This window comes from Streptomyces sp. ISL-100, from assembly GCF_018614615.1.
Lineage (GTDB): Bacteria > Actinomycetota > Actinomycetes > Streptomycetales > Streptomycetaceae > Streptomyces.
In genome coordinates this window covers 103,644-120,457 of sequence record NZ_JAGGOK010000065.1, presented here as the reverse complement: position 1 = coordinate 120,457, position 16,814 = coordinate 103,644, and the positions used below count along the sequence as shown (strand labels likewise).

At 70.7% G+C, this 16,814-nt stretch carries 16 protein-coding genes; 4 read left to right on the top strand and 12 right to left on the bottom strand.

Annotated elements, in window-relative coordinates; all coding sequences use genetic code 11:
* Window positions 1-398: 398 nt before the first annotated feature.
* The 3 genes from J7E89_RS27915 to J7E89_RS27905 all read right to left on the bottom strand — a co-directional run bounded on the left by J7E89_RS27915 (window position 399) and on the right by J7E89_RS27905 (window position 3,449).
* Window positions 399-1,493, bottom strand: coding sequence for a Zn-dependent alcohol dehydrogenase (locus tag J7E89_RS27915; protein WP_214977210.1), 1,095 nt, complete (start codon window positions 1,491-1,493; stop codon window positions 399-401).
* 17 nt (window positions 1,494-1,510) lie between these two features.
* Complete coding sequence (locus tag J7E89_RS27910; RefSeq protein ID WP_214977209.1) at window positions 1,511-2,905, bottom strand: aldehyde dehydrogenase family protein; 1,395 nt, start codon at window positions 2,903-2,905, stop codon at window positions 1,511-1,513.
* 94 nt (window positions 2,906-2,999) lie between these two features.
* Complete coding sequence (locus J7E89_RS27905; protein WP_214977208.1) at window positions 3,000-3,449, bottom strand: DUF1772 domain-containing protein; 450 nt, start codon at window positions 3,447-3,449, stop codon at window positions 3,000-3,002.
* A gap of 94 nt (window positions 3,450-3,543) precedes the next feature.
* Between J7E89_RS27905 and J7E89_RS27900 the strand changes: the two genes are divergently transcribed.
* The gene (locus J7E89_RS27900; RefSeq protein ID WP_214977207.1) at window positions 3,544-4,119 is read left to right on the top strand and encodes a TetR/AcrR family transcriptional regulator; all 576 of its coding nucleotides are present in this window, start codon (window positions 3,544-3,546) and stop codon (window positions 4,117-4,119) included.
* Window positions 4,120-4,125: 6 nt separating this feature from the next.
* On the opposite strand, the gene J7E89_RS27895 is transcribed toward J7E89_RS27900, so the two are convergent.
* The 8 genes from J7E89_RS27895 to J7E89_RS27860 all read right to left on the bottom strand — a co-directional run bounded on the left by J7E89_RS27895 (window position 4,126) and on the right by J7E89_RS27860 (window position 12,329).
* Entirely contained in the window at window positions 4,126-4,320 is a 195-nt protein-coding gene (locus J7E89_RS27895; RefSeq protein WP_308315626.1) for a DUF397 domain-containing protein, read from the bottom strand.
* Complete coding sequence (locus J7E89_RS27890) at window positions 4,317-4,796, bottom strand: DUF3574 domain-containing protein (RefSeq protein WP_214977206.1); 480 nt, start codon at window positions 4,794-4,796, stop codon at window positions 4,317-4,319. The genes J7E89_RS27895 and J7E89_RS27890 overlap by 4 nt, the downstream gene beginning before the upstream one ends.
* 77 nt (window positions 4,797-4,873) lie before the next feature.
* Complete coding sequence (locus J7E89_RS27885) at window positions 4,874-5,416, bottom strand: class F sortase (RefSeq protein WP_374196902.1); 543 nt, start codon at window positions 5,414-5,416, stop codon at window positions 4,874-4,876.
* Between the two features lie 325 nt (window positions 5,417-5,741).
* Window positions 5,742-6,377: a hypothetical protein gene (locus J7E89_RS27880; RefSeq protein ID WP_214977204.1), complete on the bottom strand. Its 636-nt coding sequence runs from the start codon at window positions 6,375-6,377 to the stop codon at window positions 5,742-5,744.
* Between the two features lie 214 nt (window positions 6,378-6,591).
* Window positions 6,592-7,827: an MFS transporter gene (locus tag J7E89_RS27875; RefSeq protein WP_214977203.1), complete on the bottom strand. Its 1,236-nt coding sequence runs from the start codon at window positions 7,825-7,827 to the stop codon at window positions 6,592-6,594.
* Entirely contained in the window at window positions 7,827-9,245 is a 1,419-nt protein-coding gene (locus J7E89_RS27870) for a CitMHS family transporter (protein WP_214977202.1), read from the bottom strand. Before J7E89_RS27870 ends, J7E89_RS27875 begins: the two co-directional genes overlap by 1 nt.
* Before the next feature lie 120 nt (window positions 9,246-9,365).
* Window positions 9,366-11,573, bottom strand: a complete 2,208-nt coding sequence (locus J7E89_RS27865; protein ID WP_214977201.1) for a molybdopterin oxidoreductase family protein — start codon at window positions 11,571-11,573, stop codon at window positions 9,366-9,368.
* A gap of 111 nt (window positions 11,574-11,684) precedes the next feature.
* The gene (locus tag J7E89_RS27860) at window positions 11,685-12,329 is read right to left on the bottom strand and encodes a TetR/AcrR family transcriptional regulator (protein ID WP_214977200.1); all 645 of its coding nucleotides are present in this window, start codon (window positions 12,327-12,329) and stop codon (window positions 11,685-11,687) included.
* 112 nt (window positions 12,330-12,441) lie between these two features.
* On the opposite strand from J7E89_RS27860, the gene hmgA reads away from it, so the two are divergent.
* The 3 genes from hmgA to J7E89_RS27845 are packed head-to-tail and all read left to right on the top strand — an operon-like array spanning window position 12,442 to window position 15,778.
* Window positions 12,442-13,761 carry a homogentisate 1,2-dioxygenase gene (gene hmgA / locus J7E89_RS27855; protein WP_214977199.1) on the top strand — a complete coding sequence of 440 codons (1,320 nt, stop codon included), beginning with the start codon at window positions 12,442-12,444 and terminating at the stop codon, window positions 13,759-13,761.
* Between the two features lie 37 nt (window positions 13,762-13,798).
* Complete coding sequence (locus J7E89_RS27850) at window positions 13,799-14,548, top strand: GntR family transcriptional regulator (RefSeq protein WP_214977198.1); 750 nt, start codon at window positions 13,799-13,801, stop codon at window positions 14,546-14,548.
* 33 nt (window positions 14,549-14,581) lie between these two features.
* Window positions 14,582-15,778, top strand: coding sequence for a type ISP restriction/modification enzyme (locus J7E89_RS27845; protein WP_214977197.1), 1,197 nt, complete (start codon window positions 14,582-14,584; stop codon window positions 15,776-15,778).
* A 277-nt stretch (window positions 15,779-16,055) separates the two neighbouring features.
* Here J7E89_RS27845 and J7E89_RS27840 read toward each other — a convergent pair whose 3' ends face one another.
* The gene (locus tag J7E89_RS27840; RefSeq protein WP_214977196.1) at window positions 16,056-16,769 is read right to left on the bottom strand and encodes a TetR/AcrR family transcriptional regulator; all 714 of its coding nucleotides are present in this window, start codon (window positions 16,767-16,769) and stop codon (window positions 16,056-16,058) included.
* Between the last annotated feature and the right edge of the window lie 45 nt (window positions 16,770-16,814).

Genomic DNA, 16,814 nt, shown 5'->3' with positions numbered 1-16,814 from the left:
CGGGCAAAGGGGAGGGGGTGGCTCCGAGATGTGCCGGGAACGTACCGACCGGATGGTACGGAGGTCAACGGGTCTGGCAGCAGGACTTTCTCCCACCTCAGCCTCAGCACTGACCTCGGGTTTCTGCCTGGCCTGTCGCTGCGGGGGTGGTGGCGCGGCCTTGGAATCGTTGGTCAGGTCCCGGGCGGGATCGACTCGCCCCCCGGCCCCGGCCGGCCGGGGCCGGGCGGTGCGACCGGGCATGTTCCGGCCGTCACCACGCTGGGCGGAGTGCTCTTCAACGCATGGGACTGCTACGCCTGCGATGAGGCCGCTTGCGGGCAGCGCGAGCCACCCCAGCCGCGCGGAAGCGTCTGGGGTGGCTGATGTGGAACAGGGCTGGGCCTGGTCCAGTCGTTCTAGAAGACGACCAGGGCCCGGCCGCCCTTGCCCGCCAGCATGTTGTCGAAGGCGGCCGGGATGCCGTCGAGGCCGATCTCTTCGGTGACCATGCTGCTCAAGTCGAGGCGGCCGGCGCGGATGTGGTCCGCGAGTACGGGCAGGTCGCGCCCGGGGTCGGAGTTTCCGTAGACGCAGCCCGAGAGCGTACGGCCGAAGTGGAAGATCTCCAGAGCGTTGAAGCTGACCTGCTGGTCCTTGCCGCCGATGCCGACGACCGTCGTGCGGCCGCCGCGGCGGGTGGAGTCCCAGGCGGTGCGGATGGTGACGGCCCGGCCCACGCACTCGACGGCGACGTCGACGCCCTGCGCACCGCCCGTGAGCTTTCGGATCTCCTTCGCGGTGGTCTCGGAGGCGATCACGAAGTCGGTGGCCCCGGCGGCCCGCGCCAGTTCCTCCTTCTCCGGCGAGACGTCGACGGCGACGATCTGTCCCGCCCCCGCGATACGCGCCGACTGCAGGACGGCGAGACCGACGCCGCCGACACCGAAGACCGCGACCGACTCGCCCTCGCGGACCCGCGCGCTGTGGTGGACAGCGCCGTAGCCCGTGAGGATCGCGCAGCCGAGCAGCGCGGCCTCCGTGAGCGGGATGCCGTCCGGGACCGGCAGCACACAGTTGGCCGCGACGACGGTCTCCTCGGCGAACGCCGCGACGTTCAGGCCGGGGTGGAGGTCGGTGCCGTCCGCGGTACGGGCGTACACGCTGCCGGCGCCGGACAGCGCGTTGACGCACAGCCACACCTCGCCGATGCCGCAGTGGTGGCAATTCCCGCAGGCAGGCGCCCAGTTGAGAACGACCGGGTCGCCGGGGGCGACATGCGTGACGCCCTCGCCGACGGAGACGACCGTACCGGCGCCTTCGTGGCCGAGTACGGCGGGAACCGGCACGCGCATGGTGCCGTTCGAGAGGGAGAGGTCGGAGTGACAGACACCGGCGGCGGCGAGACGGACCCTCACCTGACCGGGACCCGTCTCGGGGAGTTCAATGTCGGTGATTTCCAGGGGAGCACCGACGGCGGACAGGACTGCGGCGCGGACTCGGTCGCGGGCCATGGTGGGTTGCTCCCGGATCAGAACTGGAGGGACTTGGTCTGGAGGTACTCGGAGAGGCCGTGCGACCCCAGCTCGCGCCCGACGCCCGACTGCTTGTAGCCGCCGAACGGTGCGAGGGGGTTGAACCGGCCGCCGTTGATGTCGACCTGTCCGGTGTCCATGCGGCGCGCGAAGGCGACGGCCTCCTCGTCGTCCGCCGCCCAGACCGCGCCCGCGAGGCCGTAGACGGTGCCGTTGGCGATCCGCAGCGCCTCGGCCTCGTCGGCGTACTTGAGGATGGAGACGACCGGGCCGAAGATCTCCTCCTGGGCGATGGTCATGTCCGGGGTGACATCCGCGAAGACGGTCGGGGCGACGTAGTAGCCGGTGTCGAGCGGGGCTTCGGGGCCGCCCGCGACGATGCGCGCGCCTTCCGCGACCCCCTTCTCGATGTAGCCGCGCACGCGCGCCTGCTGCTTGGCGTTGACCAGCGGGCCGACGCGTTCGCCGACGGTGTACTTCGCCACGGCGGCGGTGGCGACGGCCACCGCCTCGTCGTACTGGTCCTCGTGTACGAGCATCCGCGTCCAGGCGCTGCACGTCTGGCCGGAGTTGCCCATGACGTTCGCGATGCCGACACTGACCGCCTTGGCCAGGTCCGCGCTCGGCAGGATGACGTTGGCCGACTTGCCGCCCAGTTCCAGCGCGACGCGCTTGACGGCGGCGCCGGCCGTCGCGCCGATCTGCTTTCCGACGGCCGTGGACCCGGTGAAGGACACCAGGTCCACCCCCTCGTGCTCCGCGAGCGCCTGCCCGGCGACCGGGCCGAGGCCGGTGACGAGGTTGAAGACACCGGCGGGGATGCCGGCCTCGTCCACAGCCTCGGCGAAGAGCTGAGCGGTGAGTGGGGTGTCCTCGGCGGGCTTGAGGACGACCGTGCAGCCGGCGGCGAGTGCGGGGGCCACCTTGGCGACGATCTGGTGCAGCGGGTAGTTCCACGGTGTGATGGCGCCGACCACGCCCACCGGCTCCAGGAGGACGGTGGAGTTCCCGACCTTCTCCTCAAAGGAGTACGTCGCGGCGAGCTCGGCGTACGACCCGGCGACCAGGATCGGCACACCCGCGTGCACCATCTGCGAGAAGCCCAGCGGCGCGCCCAGCTCGGCGGTGACGGTGGCCGCGATCTCGTCCTTGCGGGCCACCAGCACGTCGCGCAGCGCGGCGATCTTCGCGGAGCGCTCTGCGGGCGGGGTCGCGGCCCAGCCCGGGAAGGCGTCGCGTGCGGCTCGTACAGCCGTGTCTACGTCTTCGGCGGTGCCGGCCGGGACGTGGCCGATGACCTGTTCGTCGGCCGGGTTCACGACCGCGATCGTGTCCTGACCTGCGGCGGGCCGCCACCGGCCACCGATGTACATCGCGTCATGGGCTTTCATCGCAATCCTCCAGGGCTGGCTGGCGTAGTCGTCCACGCCCCAAACTAGCGCTGTTAGTTTTTCGACGCCAGAGGCCCAAGTCTCCAGAGTGCCACTACTGGACGAGGGCGACGGCGAACAGCGTGAAGGCGAGCACGATGATGCCCACGCGGACGCAGTGGAACCGGTCCCAGCGCCCCACCTGCTGTTTCCAGTCAGCGGGAACACCCTCGTGCGACCAAGTCGCGACACGCGAGTTGATCGGCACGAGCAGCAGGATCGACATCACCACGCTCAGCACGAGGAGCACTGCGCCTGCGGCTATGAACGACGCGCCCTCACCCTTCCACGTCACTGCGGCCCACACCGCGCCGAGGACGACTGAACCGATGTACCAGAACGGCATGATCCGGCCGAGAACGCGCGCCCCGTCGCTGCGGGCGTCGAGTCCGCCATCGTTGGGGAGCCGGTCGAGGATCGGGTTGACGAATACCGCCACCGCGAACTCCACGCCCACCAACAGCCCGACCACCACGACCGTGACGACAGCCAGTACGTCCTGCATGTCCCCTCCCAAGGGCTCGCCCTAGCGTCGCTAGGTTCTGACGCAATGCTAGGCATGTCGGCGCTCCATTTTCTAGCGGTGCTAGAATTGAGCCATGTCAGTACACGAACGCAAGCAACGCGAGCGGGCCACCCGCCACAGGCTGATCGTCTCCACCGCCCGCGAACTCGCCGAGGTCAACGGCTGGGACGCCGTGACCACGCGCCGGCTCGCCGAGCGGATCGAGTACAGCCAGCCCGTGCTCTACAGCCACTTCCGGGGCAAGAACGAGATCGTGGGAGCGGTCGCGCTGGAGGGGTTCGCCGAGCTGACGACCGCGCTGCGAGCCGCGGTGCCGGAGGGGCCCGCCGGCCGGGAGGCGGTGGCCGCGCTGGCCCGCGCCTACACCGACTTCGCCGTGCGCAACCCCGCCCTGTACGACGCGATGTTCAGCCTCGACAACGGCCTGCCCTTCACCGACGAGGCCACGCCCGCTCCGCTGCGTGAGGCGTTCCGGGCCCTGCTGGACCCTCTCGTCGACCACGCGCACCCGGACGAACCGGGGTTGTTCGTCGAGACGTTCTGGGCCGCGTTGCACGGACTGGTCACCCTCACCCGCGCCGGGCGCCTGCCCGCCGACCGAGCCCACGAGCGCCTCACGCTCCTGGTCGACCGCTTCGTTCCCCGCTAGGGTCCGTCAGCCTCGCGTAGCGAGGACGATGAAGTCCGCCCAGGCACGGGGCGCGAGGTCCGGCACGGGCACGGACCTGTCCTTGGAGTCGCGTACGTGGACGGTGTCGGGGCATGCGTCTACCTCGACGCAGTCGTCGCCCTGGGCGCCGCTGTAACTGCTCTTGACCTGGAGACGGGCGGCGGGGCCGGGTGAGGTCAGAAGTCGGCGCGGATCGGATCGTCGAGACGGGCGACGGATTCCTGGGCGTACGCGCGCTCGTAGGCGTCGCGGATGCGCTCGATCTGCGGGTCGCGGGCCTTGACCTGCGATGCCGGGTACAGCAGCGTCAATTCGTATGAACGCTCGCGCTCGATCGTGCCGTTGGCGTCGCGCCACTGGCCTCGGCCGTTCTGCACGGTGAGTCCGTCCGGGAAGCTGCGTGTCACGTGACGGTCGATGAAACCCATGAATGCCTTGTCGGTGATGTCCGGACCGCCGTCCGGCCGCTCGGTGCCGAAGAACAGCCGCGTTTCCACGTACGCCGTTCCCCGCGGGGCGGCAGCCGGGGTGGCGGCGGGTTCGTCGCCGAGGGTGGCGTACGCGGCGGGGGCGCCGGCTGCGAGGAGTACGCCCGCGGTGGCGGTGGCGAGGCGGGTGGGTGTGATCCGCAGGGGCGTAGGAGGCGTGAGAGGCATGGTGAAGTCCCTTCGGTGGAGGCTGTTGACGCGCGGAAGCCCCTCGACCGGACCGACGGCCTGGTCGAGGGGCACTGTTACGCGTACTTCACGTCCGTGAGGTGGGCGAAAACGACGACATTGGAGGCGTATCCCTTCTTCTTGTCGAAGGCGCCGCCGCAGGTCAGGATCCGCAGTTCCGGGCGGCCGGCTTTGGCGCCGTACACCTCGGCGTCGGGGAATGCCTCCTTCTTGTACGTCCGCACGGCGTCGACGGTGAACACCGCGGTCCGGCGGTCCTCCCGTACGACGTGGACGACGTCGCCGGGGACGAGTGCGTTGAGGTTGAGGAAGATGGCCGGTCCGGTCCGGGTGTCCCGGTGGCCGACGAGGAGGGACGTTCCCGCCTCTCCGGGGGTCGGGCCGTCCCGGTACCAGCCCACCAGGCGCGGGTTGTCGACCTGCGGTGCGGCCAGGTGGCCTGCCGGGTCGAGCCCGAGCCCGATGATGGGCGACTCGATGGTGATGGCGGGGACGGCCACACTCAGCGGTGGCGATGCGGGCAGCGGCGGATACGTCGCCTGGACCGGCTTCGGAACCGGCATCGGCTTGCGCACCGGCTTGGGTACCGGTTTGGGCACCTGCTCGGGTGCCGGTTTCGAAACCGGCGTCGGAACCGGCTTGGGCACCGGCGTCGGGACCGACTCGGGCACCGGGCTCGGAGCCGGCTTCGGGACCTGTTCCGGCGCCGGCTCCCTTACGTTCGCGGCATTCGCAGCCGGTTCCGGCGCCGGGTTCTTGGCTGCGGTGTCGTGAGCGGCCGTGTCGTGGGCAGCGGTGACCGGTGCGTCGGGGGGCGAATCGCCGCACCCCCGGACAACACCGGTCACCAACGTCACCGTCACAGTCGCGGTCATAGCGAGGCGGACGCCCCGGCTGGGACCGCTCCGACGGCTGTAGCGGGTGTTACGCGGCGCCATTTGCGCGGCGGCGGGCCCGACGGACGAAGATCAGCCCGGCCACTCCCGCAGCACCCGCGACCAGGGCGGCTGCCAGGCTCGCCGACGAGCTGTCGGCGGTCTCGGCGCCCGTGCCCGTGCCGGTACCGATGTCCGCGGCCCCGCCGCCACCCGCGGGGACAGCACCGCGCGGGGCGGCGGCGGGCTTGTCGTCCTGCTTCTTCGCGCAGTTGACCTTGAAGATCTTCTGCTTCGGGACGCCGCCCGGGAACGACCAGCTGAGCTGGTAGTGACCGTCCGGGAGCGAGTAGTCCGCGGTGCTCCCCTTGCCGTTCATGATGACGAGGCCTCCCGACAGGATGGGCTCGACGGGGGTCTTCGGCTGCGGGGGTGTGACAGTCCAGTTGACCAGCTTCACCGATTCGAAGTTGGACGCGGACAGGCTGAACGTACAGACCTCGTAGTGGTCCTTGGTGTCGGCGGCGCGGGTTCCGGACTTGTGGATCTTGATCTCTCCGCTGTCTCCCTCCACGGCGAACGCCGCCGACGCGCCCCACAGGGACACCCCTGCGAGGGCCAGCGCGGCGAGGGCTGCCGTGCCCGATCGGACACCGTGGGAACGAGAAGATGTCGTGGTGGTCATGCGTGCTCCTTCAAGCCGAGATGATTGTCGTACTGATCACTCGATCGCCTGATTAGATGTCACATATCGGGCGTGAAGAAGCGTCGAATCGCTGAAAAGGCATCAGAAATGACCTGACTGGCCCACAGTGCGTGTCCGCCGCCGGAGCAAACGGGTGGCCTGCGGGGCGTTCCGTGGGCTGGACGGGGCCGGGCGGGGCCCGGCCCACCCGCGGCTACTTCGCCCGCGTCCGGCGAGTCTCACGTGACGCGGCGCAGCCGCCCGCCGCCCGCCTCGAACCGCCCCCGCGCCCCGGATCCCGCAGCGCCAGCGCCGACGCTCCCAGCAGCAGGACCCCCAGCATCGCGAACGGCGCCGCCGTCCCCGCCACTCCGGCCACCAGGCCCGCCGACGCCGGCGCCGCGACCTGCCCGAGGCGGTTGCCGGTCAGGCGCAGTGCGAGCGCCGTCGAACGCGCCTTCGGCGGCGCCGCCTGAACCACCGTCGTCATCGACAGCGGCTGGCCCACGCCGAGGCAGAAGCCGAGCACGGCCAGCATCACCGCGAGCGCCCACACCGGCACCGGCAGCGCGATCCCCGCGCACAGCAGCCCGGCCACAAGGCACGTGACGCTCATCAGGGCCGTGCGGCCGAGCACCCGGATCATCGGCGTCATCACCAGCCGACAGGCGATCGTCGCCGCGGCTCGCAGGCTCAGCAGCAGGCCGACGACCGAAGGGGCGATCCCCCGGTGCTCGCCGATGACCGGCAAGTAGGCGGTGAGGATGTCCGTCGCGGAGAGCACGGCGAGGCTGATGAAAATCCCGGCCGGCACGCCCCGCGTCCGCAGGATGCGGTGAACCGGAACCTTCGCCCCGCCCGCCGTACGCACCGCAGGCCCCACCCGGTGCTCGATCCGCCAGAGCGAGCTGAACGACACCGCCGCGACGCCCGCCGAGACGACCAGGGCGAGGGCACTGGTCCGGGCCATCGCACCGTCCTGGCCGGAGACCAACAGGCCTGCCGCGACCGGTCCCACGAGCTGGCCCAGAGACGCCCCGATGGTGAAGTGGCCGAAGTTGCGGTCCTGTTCGGCCGGCGCGGACTGCCTAGCGACGATCGACTGGGCGCCGATGACGAAGCAGAGGTGCCCGAGACCCATCACCCCGCTCCACGCGGCCATCACCGCAAGGGAGTTCGCCGTACCGCTGAGGGCGCATCCGGCCGCGATCAGGACAACACCGGCGGGAAGCAGGGGTGCACACCGCCCGTGGTCCGTCCGGCGCCCCAGCGGTACGGCGGCGAACAGGGGAAGCAGCGCGTACACGCCCGCGATCACACCGATCGCGCGCTCGTCCGCGCCCAGGGCGAGGGCGCGGTACGAAACGGCCGGGCGCGCCATCGACACCGCCGCCTGCGCGAAGCCGAAGGCGATGACGAGGCGCACCAGCCAGCCCCTGCCCGGCATCATCAGATGATGCCGAAGACGATTCCGGCGGCGAGTACCACCAGCGACGTGAGCGCGGCCCACTTCACGGTGAACTTCGTGTGATCGCCGAACTCCACCTTGGCCATGCCGACCAGGACGTACACGGCGGGCACGAGCGGGCTCGACATGTGGAGGGCCTGCCCGACGAGCGACGCGCGGGCGATCTCCAGCGAGGACACACCGTGCGCCGCGCCCGCTTCCGCCAGCACCGGCAGGACACCGAAGTAGAAGCCGTCGTTGGACATGAAGTACGTCAGCGGGAGGCTCAGGAGGCCGGTGACGATCGCCATGTGCGGGCCCATGCCCTCGGGGATCGCGCCGACGAGCCAGTCCGCCATGTGCTTGACCATGCCGGTGCCGGTGAGGACGCCGGTGAAGACGGCGGCCGCGAAGACCATGCCGGCGACGTTGAGGACGTTGTCCGCGTGGGCGGCGATACGGGCCTTCTGGTCGGTCATCTTCGGGTAGTTGACCGTGAGGGCGAGCGCCGCGCCGAGGAGGAACAGAACCGGGATCGGCAGCAGCTCCGTGATCATGGCCGCGAGCAGCACGACGGTGAGCCCGGCGTTGAACCAGTAGAGCTTGGGACGAAGGGTCGCGCGGTTCGGGTCGAGCCCCTGGAAGCCCTCCCCGTCAGCGGAGTACGCCGGACCGGCATCGGCGTCGGCCTCGGCGTGCGCCCCGCCGCCCGCGCCCTTGCGCGGCTCAGTGCCACCGCCGACGCCACCGCCACCCGCCGTGACAAGGACCTCCGCCTCCGCCTCGACCGCCTCGTCCAGGGTGAGATACCCGAGCCGCTTGCGCTCCCGCCTGCCCAGCACGTACGCCAGCACGAAGACGAAGAGCAGTCCCACGGCCAGCGCCGGGATCATCGGCACGAAGATGTCCGCCGCGTCCAGCTTCAGCGCGGTGGCGGCGCGGGCCGTCGGCCCGCCCCACGGCAGTGTGTTCATGACGCCGTTCGCGGTGGCGGCGATGCCCGTCATCACGACCAGGCTCATCCCGAGCCGCTTGTACAGCGGATACATCGCCGAGACCGTGATCATGAAGGTGGTCGAGCCGTCGCCGTCGAGCGAGACGATCGCGGCGAGCACGGCAGTCCCGACCACGATCCGCAACGGGTCTGCCTTGCAGAAGCGCAGGATGCCGCGGACGATCGGGTCGAAGAGACCCACGTCGATCATCACGCCGAAGTACACGATGGCGAACATCAGCATCGCGGCGGTCGGCGCGAGATTGCCTACACCTTCGAGGACGTAGTCGCCGAGCTTGGCGCCCTGTCCGACGAGCACACAGAACAGTGCCGGGATCAGCACGAGCGCCGCGATCGGCGACATCTTCTTCATCATGATCAGGACCAGGAAGGTCGCAATCATGACGAATCCGAGGATTGTCAGCATTTGGGGTACCTAACGTTCGCCCTTGAACTCCCACCAGACCAGGCGGTTCGATGACGTTAGGTCGCGTTCCGACGCGTTAACAAGATGTTGACACGCGAGCAATAAGCGCAAAACCCCAGGTCACGATATGGGTGTTACCTCGACGGGGAATCCGTTGAGCACAGCTGTGCCCGACAGCGGGTCGAGCAGGCTTCCGTCGAGCAGCTGGTTGACGTTGACGCCCGGAGTGGCCGCGGCGACTGCCATCCGGACGCCCTCGCGGTCGTGCCCCCAGCCGTGCGGGAGGCTCACCACTCCGGCGCGTACCTCGTCCGTCACCTCCACCGGAACCTTCAGTTCCCCTCCTTCCGCGGCGATACGGGCGTCCTCGCCGTCGTTGAGACCGAGCCGGGCCGCGTCGTCGGGGTGGACCTGGAGGGTGCAGCGGTTGCTGCCGCCGTTGAGCGACGGGATGTTGTGCAGCCAGCTGTTGTTGGAGCGCAGGTGACGGCGGCCCACGAGCACGAGGGCGGCGGGTCGTTCGTCCAGCGCGCGCCGCAGTCGCGGCAGGTCGGCGGCGATGGGATCCGGCAGCAACTCGACCTTTCCGCTGCGGGTTTTGAGCACCTGCGGGAGGCGCGGCTTGAGCGGGCCGAGGTCGACGCCGTGCGGGTGCGCGAGCAGGTCGTCGAGGACCAGGTCGTACGGGCCGAGGCGCAGCATCATGTCCAGGCGCCGCTCGGGTCCGGTGCGCCCGGTGAGCAGAGCGGCGAGCTGCTTCGGGTCGCCGCCGTGGAGGGGCGAGTGCGGTTCGGCGACCGCCTTGGTGAGGGCGCGCTCGATGACGAGGTCGTCGACGGACACCGGGTCGGCGCCGTGCATGCCGCTCACCGCGAGGATCAGGCGGGCGTGGATTTCGCTCTCGTCCATCCGTCCGTCCTCCAGGGGGACGGCGGCCGGGCTGTAACGCGCCTGGTTGTGAACGGCGAAGCCGTTGAAGGCGAAGTCGAAGTGCACGCTCCGGGACGGCGGCGGCGGGGGCAGCACGACGTCGGCATGCCGCGAAGTCTCGTTGAGGTACGGATCGACGCTGACCATGAAGTCGAGGTGCTCGCTCAGGGCACGGTCGAGGCGGAGCCCGTCGGGCGCGGAGAGCACGGGGTTGGCGGCGATGGCGATGACCGCCCGCACCCGGCCCTCCCCCGGAGTGTCGATCTCCTCGGCGAGCGCGGACAGCGGCAGTTCGCCCTTGGCCTCCGGGTGGCCACTGACCCGGCTCTTCCAGCGGCCGAGCGCGAATCCCTTGCCGGGGCCGGCGGGGCGGGGCGGGGGCACGGTGGCGGAGAGCGGGAAGAGGGCTCCGCCGGGGCGGTCGAGGTTGCCGGTGAGGATGTTCAGTACGTCGACGAGCCAGTTGGCCAGGGTGCCGAACTCGACAGTGGAGCTGCCGACCCGGCCGTACACCGCGGCGGTCGGCGCGGCGGCGAGACCACGGGCCAGAAGGCGGATTTCATCGGCGGGGATGCCGCAGGCGGCGGCGACGGCCTCCGGTGTGAAGTCCCGTACTGCTTCCCGGACTTCGGCCAGCCCGTCGATGTACTCCTCCAGAACGCCCGGGTCCGTCAGCTTCTCCTCGAAGAGGACCTGGGCGAGCGCGGCCAGCAGCAGCGCGTCCGTGCCGGGCCTGATGGGGACGTGCCGGTCGGCGAGCTTCGCGGTGCGGGTGCGGCGCGGATCGACGACGACGAGCGTGCCGCCGCGGCGGCGCAGCGCCTTGAGCTTGCCGGGGAAGTCGGGGGCGGTGCAGAGGCTGCCGTTGGAATCCAGCGGGTTGGCGCCGAGGAGCAGGAGGTGGTCCGTACGGTCCAGGTCGGGCACCGGGATGGCAAACGGGTCGCCGAAGAGCAGTCCGCTGGAGACGTGCTTGGGCATCTGGTCGACGGTGCTGGCCGTGAAGAGGCCACGGGTGCGCAGGAGGGAGAGGAGGACGGGCGGGTAGAGGGCGCCGGCCATGGTGTGGACGTTGGGGTTGCCGAGTACGACGCCGACGGAGTTCGGCCCGTACTCCTCGATCAGCGGCCGCATCCTGGCGGCGACGAGGTCGAAGGCCTCGGTCCAGGTCGCCTCCTGGAGGACGCCGTCCTTGCGGACCAGAGGCCCGGTCAGCCGGTCGGGGTCGCCGTCGACCTCTCCGAAGGAGGCGCCCTTGGGGCAGATGAACCCCTGGCTGAATACGTCGTCACGGTCGCCGCGCGCGCCGGTCACCTTTGTGCCCTCGATGGTGAGGGTCAGACCGCAGGTGGCTTCGCAGAGGGGACAGATACGCAGGACGGTGCGGGATTCGGACATGAGCCCTCCAGCGGGCGGCGGCGACGGCGGCGGTGACGCGCGAGCACGGCCGAGCATACCGACCGGTAGGCATGAAGGGGAGGGTCGAGCGAAGAGGATCAGTAGCTCAGGTCAGTCGAGTGTCCGGGCCAGGTAGGCGTGCAGGACGCCACGCGTTTCGGTGATGAGGTCCGGGTCCCCCGACGGCCGCAGCCGGAATGCCAGCTGGAGCACCGCGTCGGCCGCCTCGACGGCGACCAGGACCGTCCGGCGCAGGGCCGCGTCGGGGGTACGGCCGAGGTGGGCCGAGAGGAGGTCGGTGAGGCGGTCGGTGACGCGGTAATTGATGTCGGCGTCGCCGGGGTCGCCGACCCGGTCGCCCGCCCGGGTACCCATCGGGATCTGGACGCCGAAGTCGACGAGGCGGAAGCCGGGGACGGTCCGCTTCATGGCGATGTACTCGTCGAGTACGGCGTCGATGGCGCCGCGCCAGTCCTCGCCCGGCATCGCGGCGATGCGGCCGCTGATCCGCTCGGCGTAACGGTCGAGGTTCCGCTGGGCCAGGGCGTCGGCCATGGCGCGCTTGTTGCCGAAGAAGCGGTAGACGGAGCCGATGGGCACGCCCGCGCGGGCGGCGACCGCCCGGGTACTCAGCCGCTCGTAGCCGGTTTCGTCCAGGAGTTGGGCACAGGCGTCCAGTATCCGGGCGAGCCGCTCGGCACTGCGCTGCTGCACGGGGGCTCGGCGGAGTGAGTTCGTTGGGGGCACGGGCTCCATGATGCCGATACACCCCACGGGTGCGGCACCCCGTTGACGGCCGGGCTCGCGAATCCTACTGTCAACCATAGGATTGCACCTTAGGATTTCTTCGGCACCCCGGGAGCGGACGATGAGCGGCATCGAGCAGGCGAGGAAAACGGCTGAGGGACTGGCCCATTCCGCGGGCTTCGGCAACGAACACAGCTCGGAGGCCGTCCCCGGCGCCTTGCCCCACGGCCGCAATTCGCCCCAGCGCGCCCCGCTCGGCCTGTACGCCGAGCAGCTGAGCGGCTCGGCCTTCACCGAGCCGCGCGCCCACAACCGGCGCTCGTGGCTGTACCGGATCAGGCCGTCGGCCGCGCACCCCCCGTTCGTACGCACCGACAACGGCAACCTGCGCAGCGCGCCCTTCACGGAGGCCGTTCCCGACCCGAACCGGCTGCGCTGGAACCCGCTGCCCGAGCCCGCGCCCGGCACCGACTTCCTGGCCGGCCTGTGGACGGTCGGCGGCAACGGCGACGCGACCCAGCGCACCGGCATGGCGATTCACCTCTACAACGCCAACTCCTCCATGACGGACCGCGTGTTCAGCGACGCCGACGGCGAGCTGCTGATCGTTCCGGAGCGCGGCGGCCTGCTGCTGCGCACCGAGTTCGGCCTGCTGCGCTGCGACCCCGGCCACATCGCGCTGATCCCGCGCGGGGTGCGCTTCCGCGCGGAGCTGCTCGACGAGACGGCCCGCGGTTACGTCTGCGAGAACTACGGGCAGCCCTTCCAGCTCCCCGACCTCGGCCCGATCGGCGCGAACGGCCTCGCCAACGCCCGCGACTTCCTCGCTCCGGTAGCGGCGTACGAGGACGTCGAGGGCCCGGTGGAGGTGGTGAACAAGTTCTGCGGCAACCTCTGGTCGGCGACGTACGACCACTCGCCCCTCGACGTCGTCGCCTGGCACGGCAATCACGTCCCGTACGTCTACGACCTGCACCGCTTCAACGTCATCGGCAGCATCAGCTACGACCACCCGGACCCGTCGATCTTCACGGTCCTCACGTCGCCGTCCGACACCCCGGGACTGGCGGGAGTCGACTTCGTCGTCTTCGCGCCGCGCTGGCTGGTCGGCGAGGACACCTTCCGGCCGCCGTACTTCCACCGCAATGTGATGAGCGAGTACATGGGCCTGATCGAGGGCGCGTACGACGCGAAGGCCGAAGGCTTCGTGCCGGGTGGCGGCTCGCTGCACAACATGATGTCGGCGCACGGGCCCGACCGTGAGACGTTCGACCGGGCGAGCGCCGCGGAGCTGAAGCCGCAGAAGATCGACGACGGTCTTGCCTTCATGTTCGAGACGCGCTGGCCGGTCACGGCGACCGCTCAGGCGGCGTCCGCCGACCACCTTCAGTCGGCGTACGACGACGTGTGGCAAGGTCTGCAACGCCACTTCAGGTCGTAGTACGTACGTCGTACCGTGCCGACGGAGAAATGAAACCGTGACCGCATTCGCCCCCGACTCGCTGGTCCTGAACCGGAAGCTGCCGCTCTGGTACCAGGTCTCGCAGTCCCTGCGCGCTTCCATACTGGGCCGCATGGCCGACGCCTCGCTGCGGCTGCCCACCGAGGAGCAGCTCGCCGCGCACTACGGCGTGAGCGTGCTCACCATGCGCCAGGCCCTCAAGGAGCTGGAGGCGGAGGGCCTGATCAGCAGGCACCGGCGGCGCGGCACGTTCATCGAGCCGGGCGCCAGGCGCGGTGCGCCGCGCCGGCTGCTCGGCTCGATCGACGCGATCGTGGCCCAGCAGTCCGGGGAGCTGACGACGATCCTCGGGCACGGGCCGACGCCCGTGCCCGGCGATCTCGTCGAGTACTTCCCGGACGAGGAAGAGGTCGTCACGTACAAACGGCTGCGCTGCGACGGCGAGAGCGGCGAGCCGACGAACTGGGCGGAGAACGCGGTTCGACCGGATGTCGCCGCCGGTCTCGACGTGGCCGATCTCGAACGCTGGCCGATGACGAAGGTGCTGCGGGACGTGGTGGGCGTACGCATCAGCAAGATCACGGACACGGTCGAGGCGCGGCTGGCCGATCCGGCGACGGCGGACCTGCTGAAGGTCCCGCTGCTCAGCCCGATCCTGCACTACACGGGTGTGACGTACGACCGGGAGGGGCGGGTCGTGGACGTGGCGCGCATCCGTTACCGGGGCGACCGCTTCTCCTTCTCGGTGACGGTGGACGCGCACTGACCTGCGGTCGGGTGGCGTGGCTACGATGCCCGCATGGTTGCCCCGGATGCCCCGCTGCTCGACGAACTGATGCCCTGGTCGGTGGCGCCGCTGCGGCTGGGGCGGGGCTGGGTCCTGGCGCCGGACAGACGTACCCTGCGGGCCCGTTGGGATGCGCTTGTACGGGCGGAGGGGGCCGCCCGCGAGGAGCTGTTCGGGGCCACCCGGGCGCGTACGACGCATTCTTCGGTGGCCGCGCTGCCCGGCCGGTCGACGGGCACGGGCCGCCTCGCACGCGAGACCGGGCCCTGCCCTGACCCGGTCCGAATCCTTCACGGCCCCTTCGACGAACAGTGGCTGATCCCGGACCACCGGCTGATCGACGCCGCCCGGCCGGAGCTGTGGCGGGTGGCCGACGACTCGAACCAGCTGTTCGCCGTGGAGCAGGCGTACGTGCCCGGGGCGGCCGCCGGACCCGCGCTGCTGGTCAGCGCCCTGCTCCCGGACGGCCGCTCCTCCGCCGGCCGCCCCGGCCGCATCCGCCCGCTGCACCGCCGCCCCGGCGGCCGCGAACCGAATCTGACGCCGGGGCTGCGGGCGCTGCTGAGCGACCGTTACGGACAGGAGGTCGCTGCCGGGGACGTACTGGCGTGGGCGGTCGCCGCTGCCGAGCCCTCGCCGTCGGGCGCGGTGGTTCCGCTGCCGGCGGGGCCGGACGTATGGGCGGCGGGCGTGGAACTGGGCCGCCTTATGACGGCTGTGCAGGTGCGGGGTGCGCGGGGCGGGAAGCGCCCCAGGCTGCCGGGCGGCCGCCGCCCTTATGTCCGGGCCGCCGTCCCGGCGTGGCCTTCGGTACTGCGGTACGACGCGGAGCAGGAGGTCCTGCACGTCGGAGAGGGTCGCGTCTCGCCCGTACCGGCCGCGGCCTGGGACTTCCACGTGGGCGGGGTCCGGGTGCTGGATCTGTGGTTCGAGCGGCGTACGGCGCGGGGTGAACCGGGGACCCTGGAGGCGATCCGCCCTTCTGCGTGGCCGCAGGAGTGGACGTCGGACTTGCTTGAGCTCATCACGGTGCTGGCGCTGCTGGGTGAGCTGGACGCGGGCCGGGAGGAGTTGCGGGGCGGGGAGCGGATCGGCCGCGATGAGCTGGCGGAGGCGGGGGTACTTCCGGTGCCGGATGCGGTGCGGCGCCCGGCGTCGGTCCTGGACCACCAGGAGGAGGGCCCGGAGGGCCAGTTCGCGCTGCTGTAGCACCCGGCCCCGGTGCCCTGCGGGGTTATTTCCCCTACCCGCCCCTTCCCGAACTGGGGGCAAGCCCCCAGACCCCAGACAACGCAGACGCCCTGCGGGCGTGTCCTCAATCGCCGGACGGGCTCCAATGGAGCCCCTCCGGCGATTGAGGAGCGGGGTCTGGGGCAGCGCCCCTCACGCGGCGGAGCCGCAAAATGTCACAGCGGGAAGGGGCGGGGTCGGGAACAAGCCGCCCGCAGGGCTCCGCCCCCGGCGCCCGGCACGCCGCACTCCCCGGCTACGCGAAGCTGTTCAGCACCCGCTCCAGCATTCGCTCGAACACCGCGTCCAGATCGATGGGGCCGGCGTCCTCGGCGAACGCCTGCGCCATCCGCGGATACTTTCCCGTGGCGATCTCGCGCCCGAGATAAGCGATCCGCACCGCGTTCTCCTGCTCCTGCGACCACGGCAGCGACCGGCTGCGCTCAGCCGTCGCGAGCTCATTGGTGACGTACGTCGTCACCATTCCGTTGACCATCGCCACCAGCTCCAGCTTCGTCCCCTGCGGCGCCTCCAGCCCCTCCAGGCAGCCGAGGCAGTACTCCAGGTACCGCAGCACATTGGGGCTGAAGCCGTAGACCGGTGACATCAGGCGCGGCAGCCACGGGTGCCGGTGCATCAGTGCCCGAGCCCGGTGCGCCAGCGCCAGCATGTCCGCGCGCCAGTCCCCCGACGGCTCCTGGGACAGGTCGTACTCCCCACTGACGGCGTCGACCATCAGCTCGTACAAGTCCTCCTTGCGCGGCACGTAGTTGTAGAGCGACATCGTGCCGCAGCCGATCTCCGCGGCGACTCTGCGCATCGATACCGCGTCGAGCCCGTCCGCGTCCGCGATCCGCACCGCAGCGGCCGCGATGTCGGCGCGGCTGTACGCCGCCCTGGGTCCGCGGCCGGCGCGTTCGGGGCGGGCCCAGATCACCTCGGGTGTCGCGGAACGCCCGCCGACTGCCATTGATCATCACCTCGCCCACCATCCTAGTTACGTACAGCGTACGTA

What these genes read in the sequence shown, in the direction of transcription:
- J7E89_RS27880 (WP_214977204.1), bottom strand. Translation starts at nt 6,377, where the DNA reads ATGACCACCACGACATCTTCTCGTTCCCACGGTGTCCGATCGGGCACG.
- J7E89_RS27915 (WP_214977210.1), bottom strand. Translation starts at nt 1,493, where the DNA reads ATGGCCCGCGACCGAGTCCGCGCCGCAGTCCTGTCCGCCGTCGGTGCT.
- J7E89_RS27860 (WP_214977200.1), bottom strand. Translation starts at nt 12,329, where the DNA reads ATGGAGCCCGTGCCCCCAACGAACTCACTCCGCCGAGCCCCCGTGCAG.
- J7E89_RS27840 (WP_214977196.1), bottom strand. Translation starts at nt 16,769, where the DNA reads ATGGCAGTCGGCGGGCGTTCCGCGACACCCGAGGTGATCTGGGCCCGC.
- J7E89_RS27890 (WP_214977206.1), bottom strand. Translation starts at nt 4,796, where the DNA reads ATGCCTCTCACGCCTCCTACGCCCCTGCGGATCACACCCACCCGCCTC.
- J7E89_RS27905 (WP_214977208.1), bottom strand. Translation starts at nt 3,449, where the DNA reads ATGCAGGACGTACTGGCTGTCGTCACGGTCGTGGTGGTCGGGCTGTTG.
- J7E89_RS27910 (WP_214977209.1), bottom strand. Translation starts at nt 2,905, where the DNA reads ATGAAAGCCCATGACGCGATGTACATCGGTGGCCGGTGGCGGCCCGCC.
- J7E89_RS27875 (WP_214977203.1), bottom strand. Translation starts at nt 7,827, where the DNA reads ATGATGCCGGGCAGGGGCTGGCTGGTGCGCCTCGTCATCGCCTTCGGC.
- J7E89_RS27900 (WP_214977207.1), top strand. Translation starts at nt 3,544, where the DNA reads ATGTCAGTACACGAACGCAAGCAACGCGAGCGGGCCACCCGCCACAGG.
- J7E89_RS27870 (WP_214977202.1), bottom strand. Translation starts at nt 9,245, where the DNA reads ATGCTGACAATCCTCGGATTCGTCATGATTGCGACCTTCCTGGTCCTG.
- J7E89_RS27845 (WP_214977197.1), top strand. Translation starts at nt 14,582, where the DNA reads ATGGTTGCCCCGGATGCCCCGCTGCTCGACGAACTGATGCCCTGGTCG.
- hmgA (WP_214977199.1), top strand. Translation starts at nt 12,442, where the DNA reads ATGAGCGGCATCGAGCAGGCGAGGAAAACGGCTGAGGGACTGGCCCAT.
- J7E89_RS27865 (WP_214977201.1), bottom strand. Translation starts at nt 11,573, where the DNA reads ATGTCCGAATCCCGCACCGTCCTGCGTATCTGTCCCCTCTGCGAAGCC.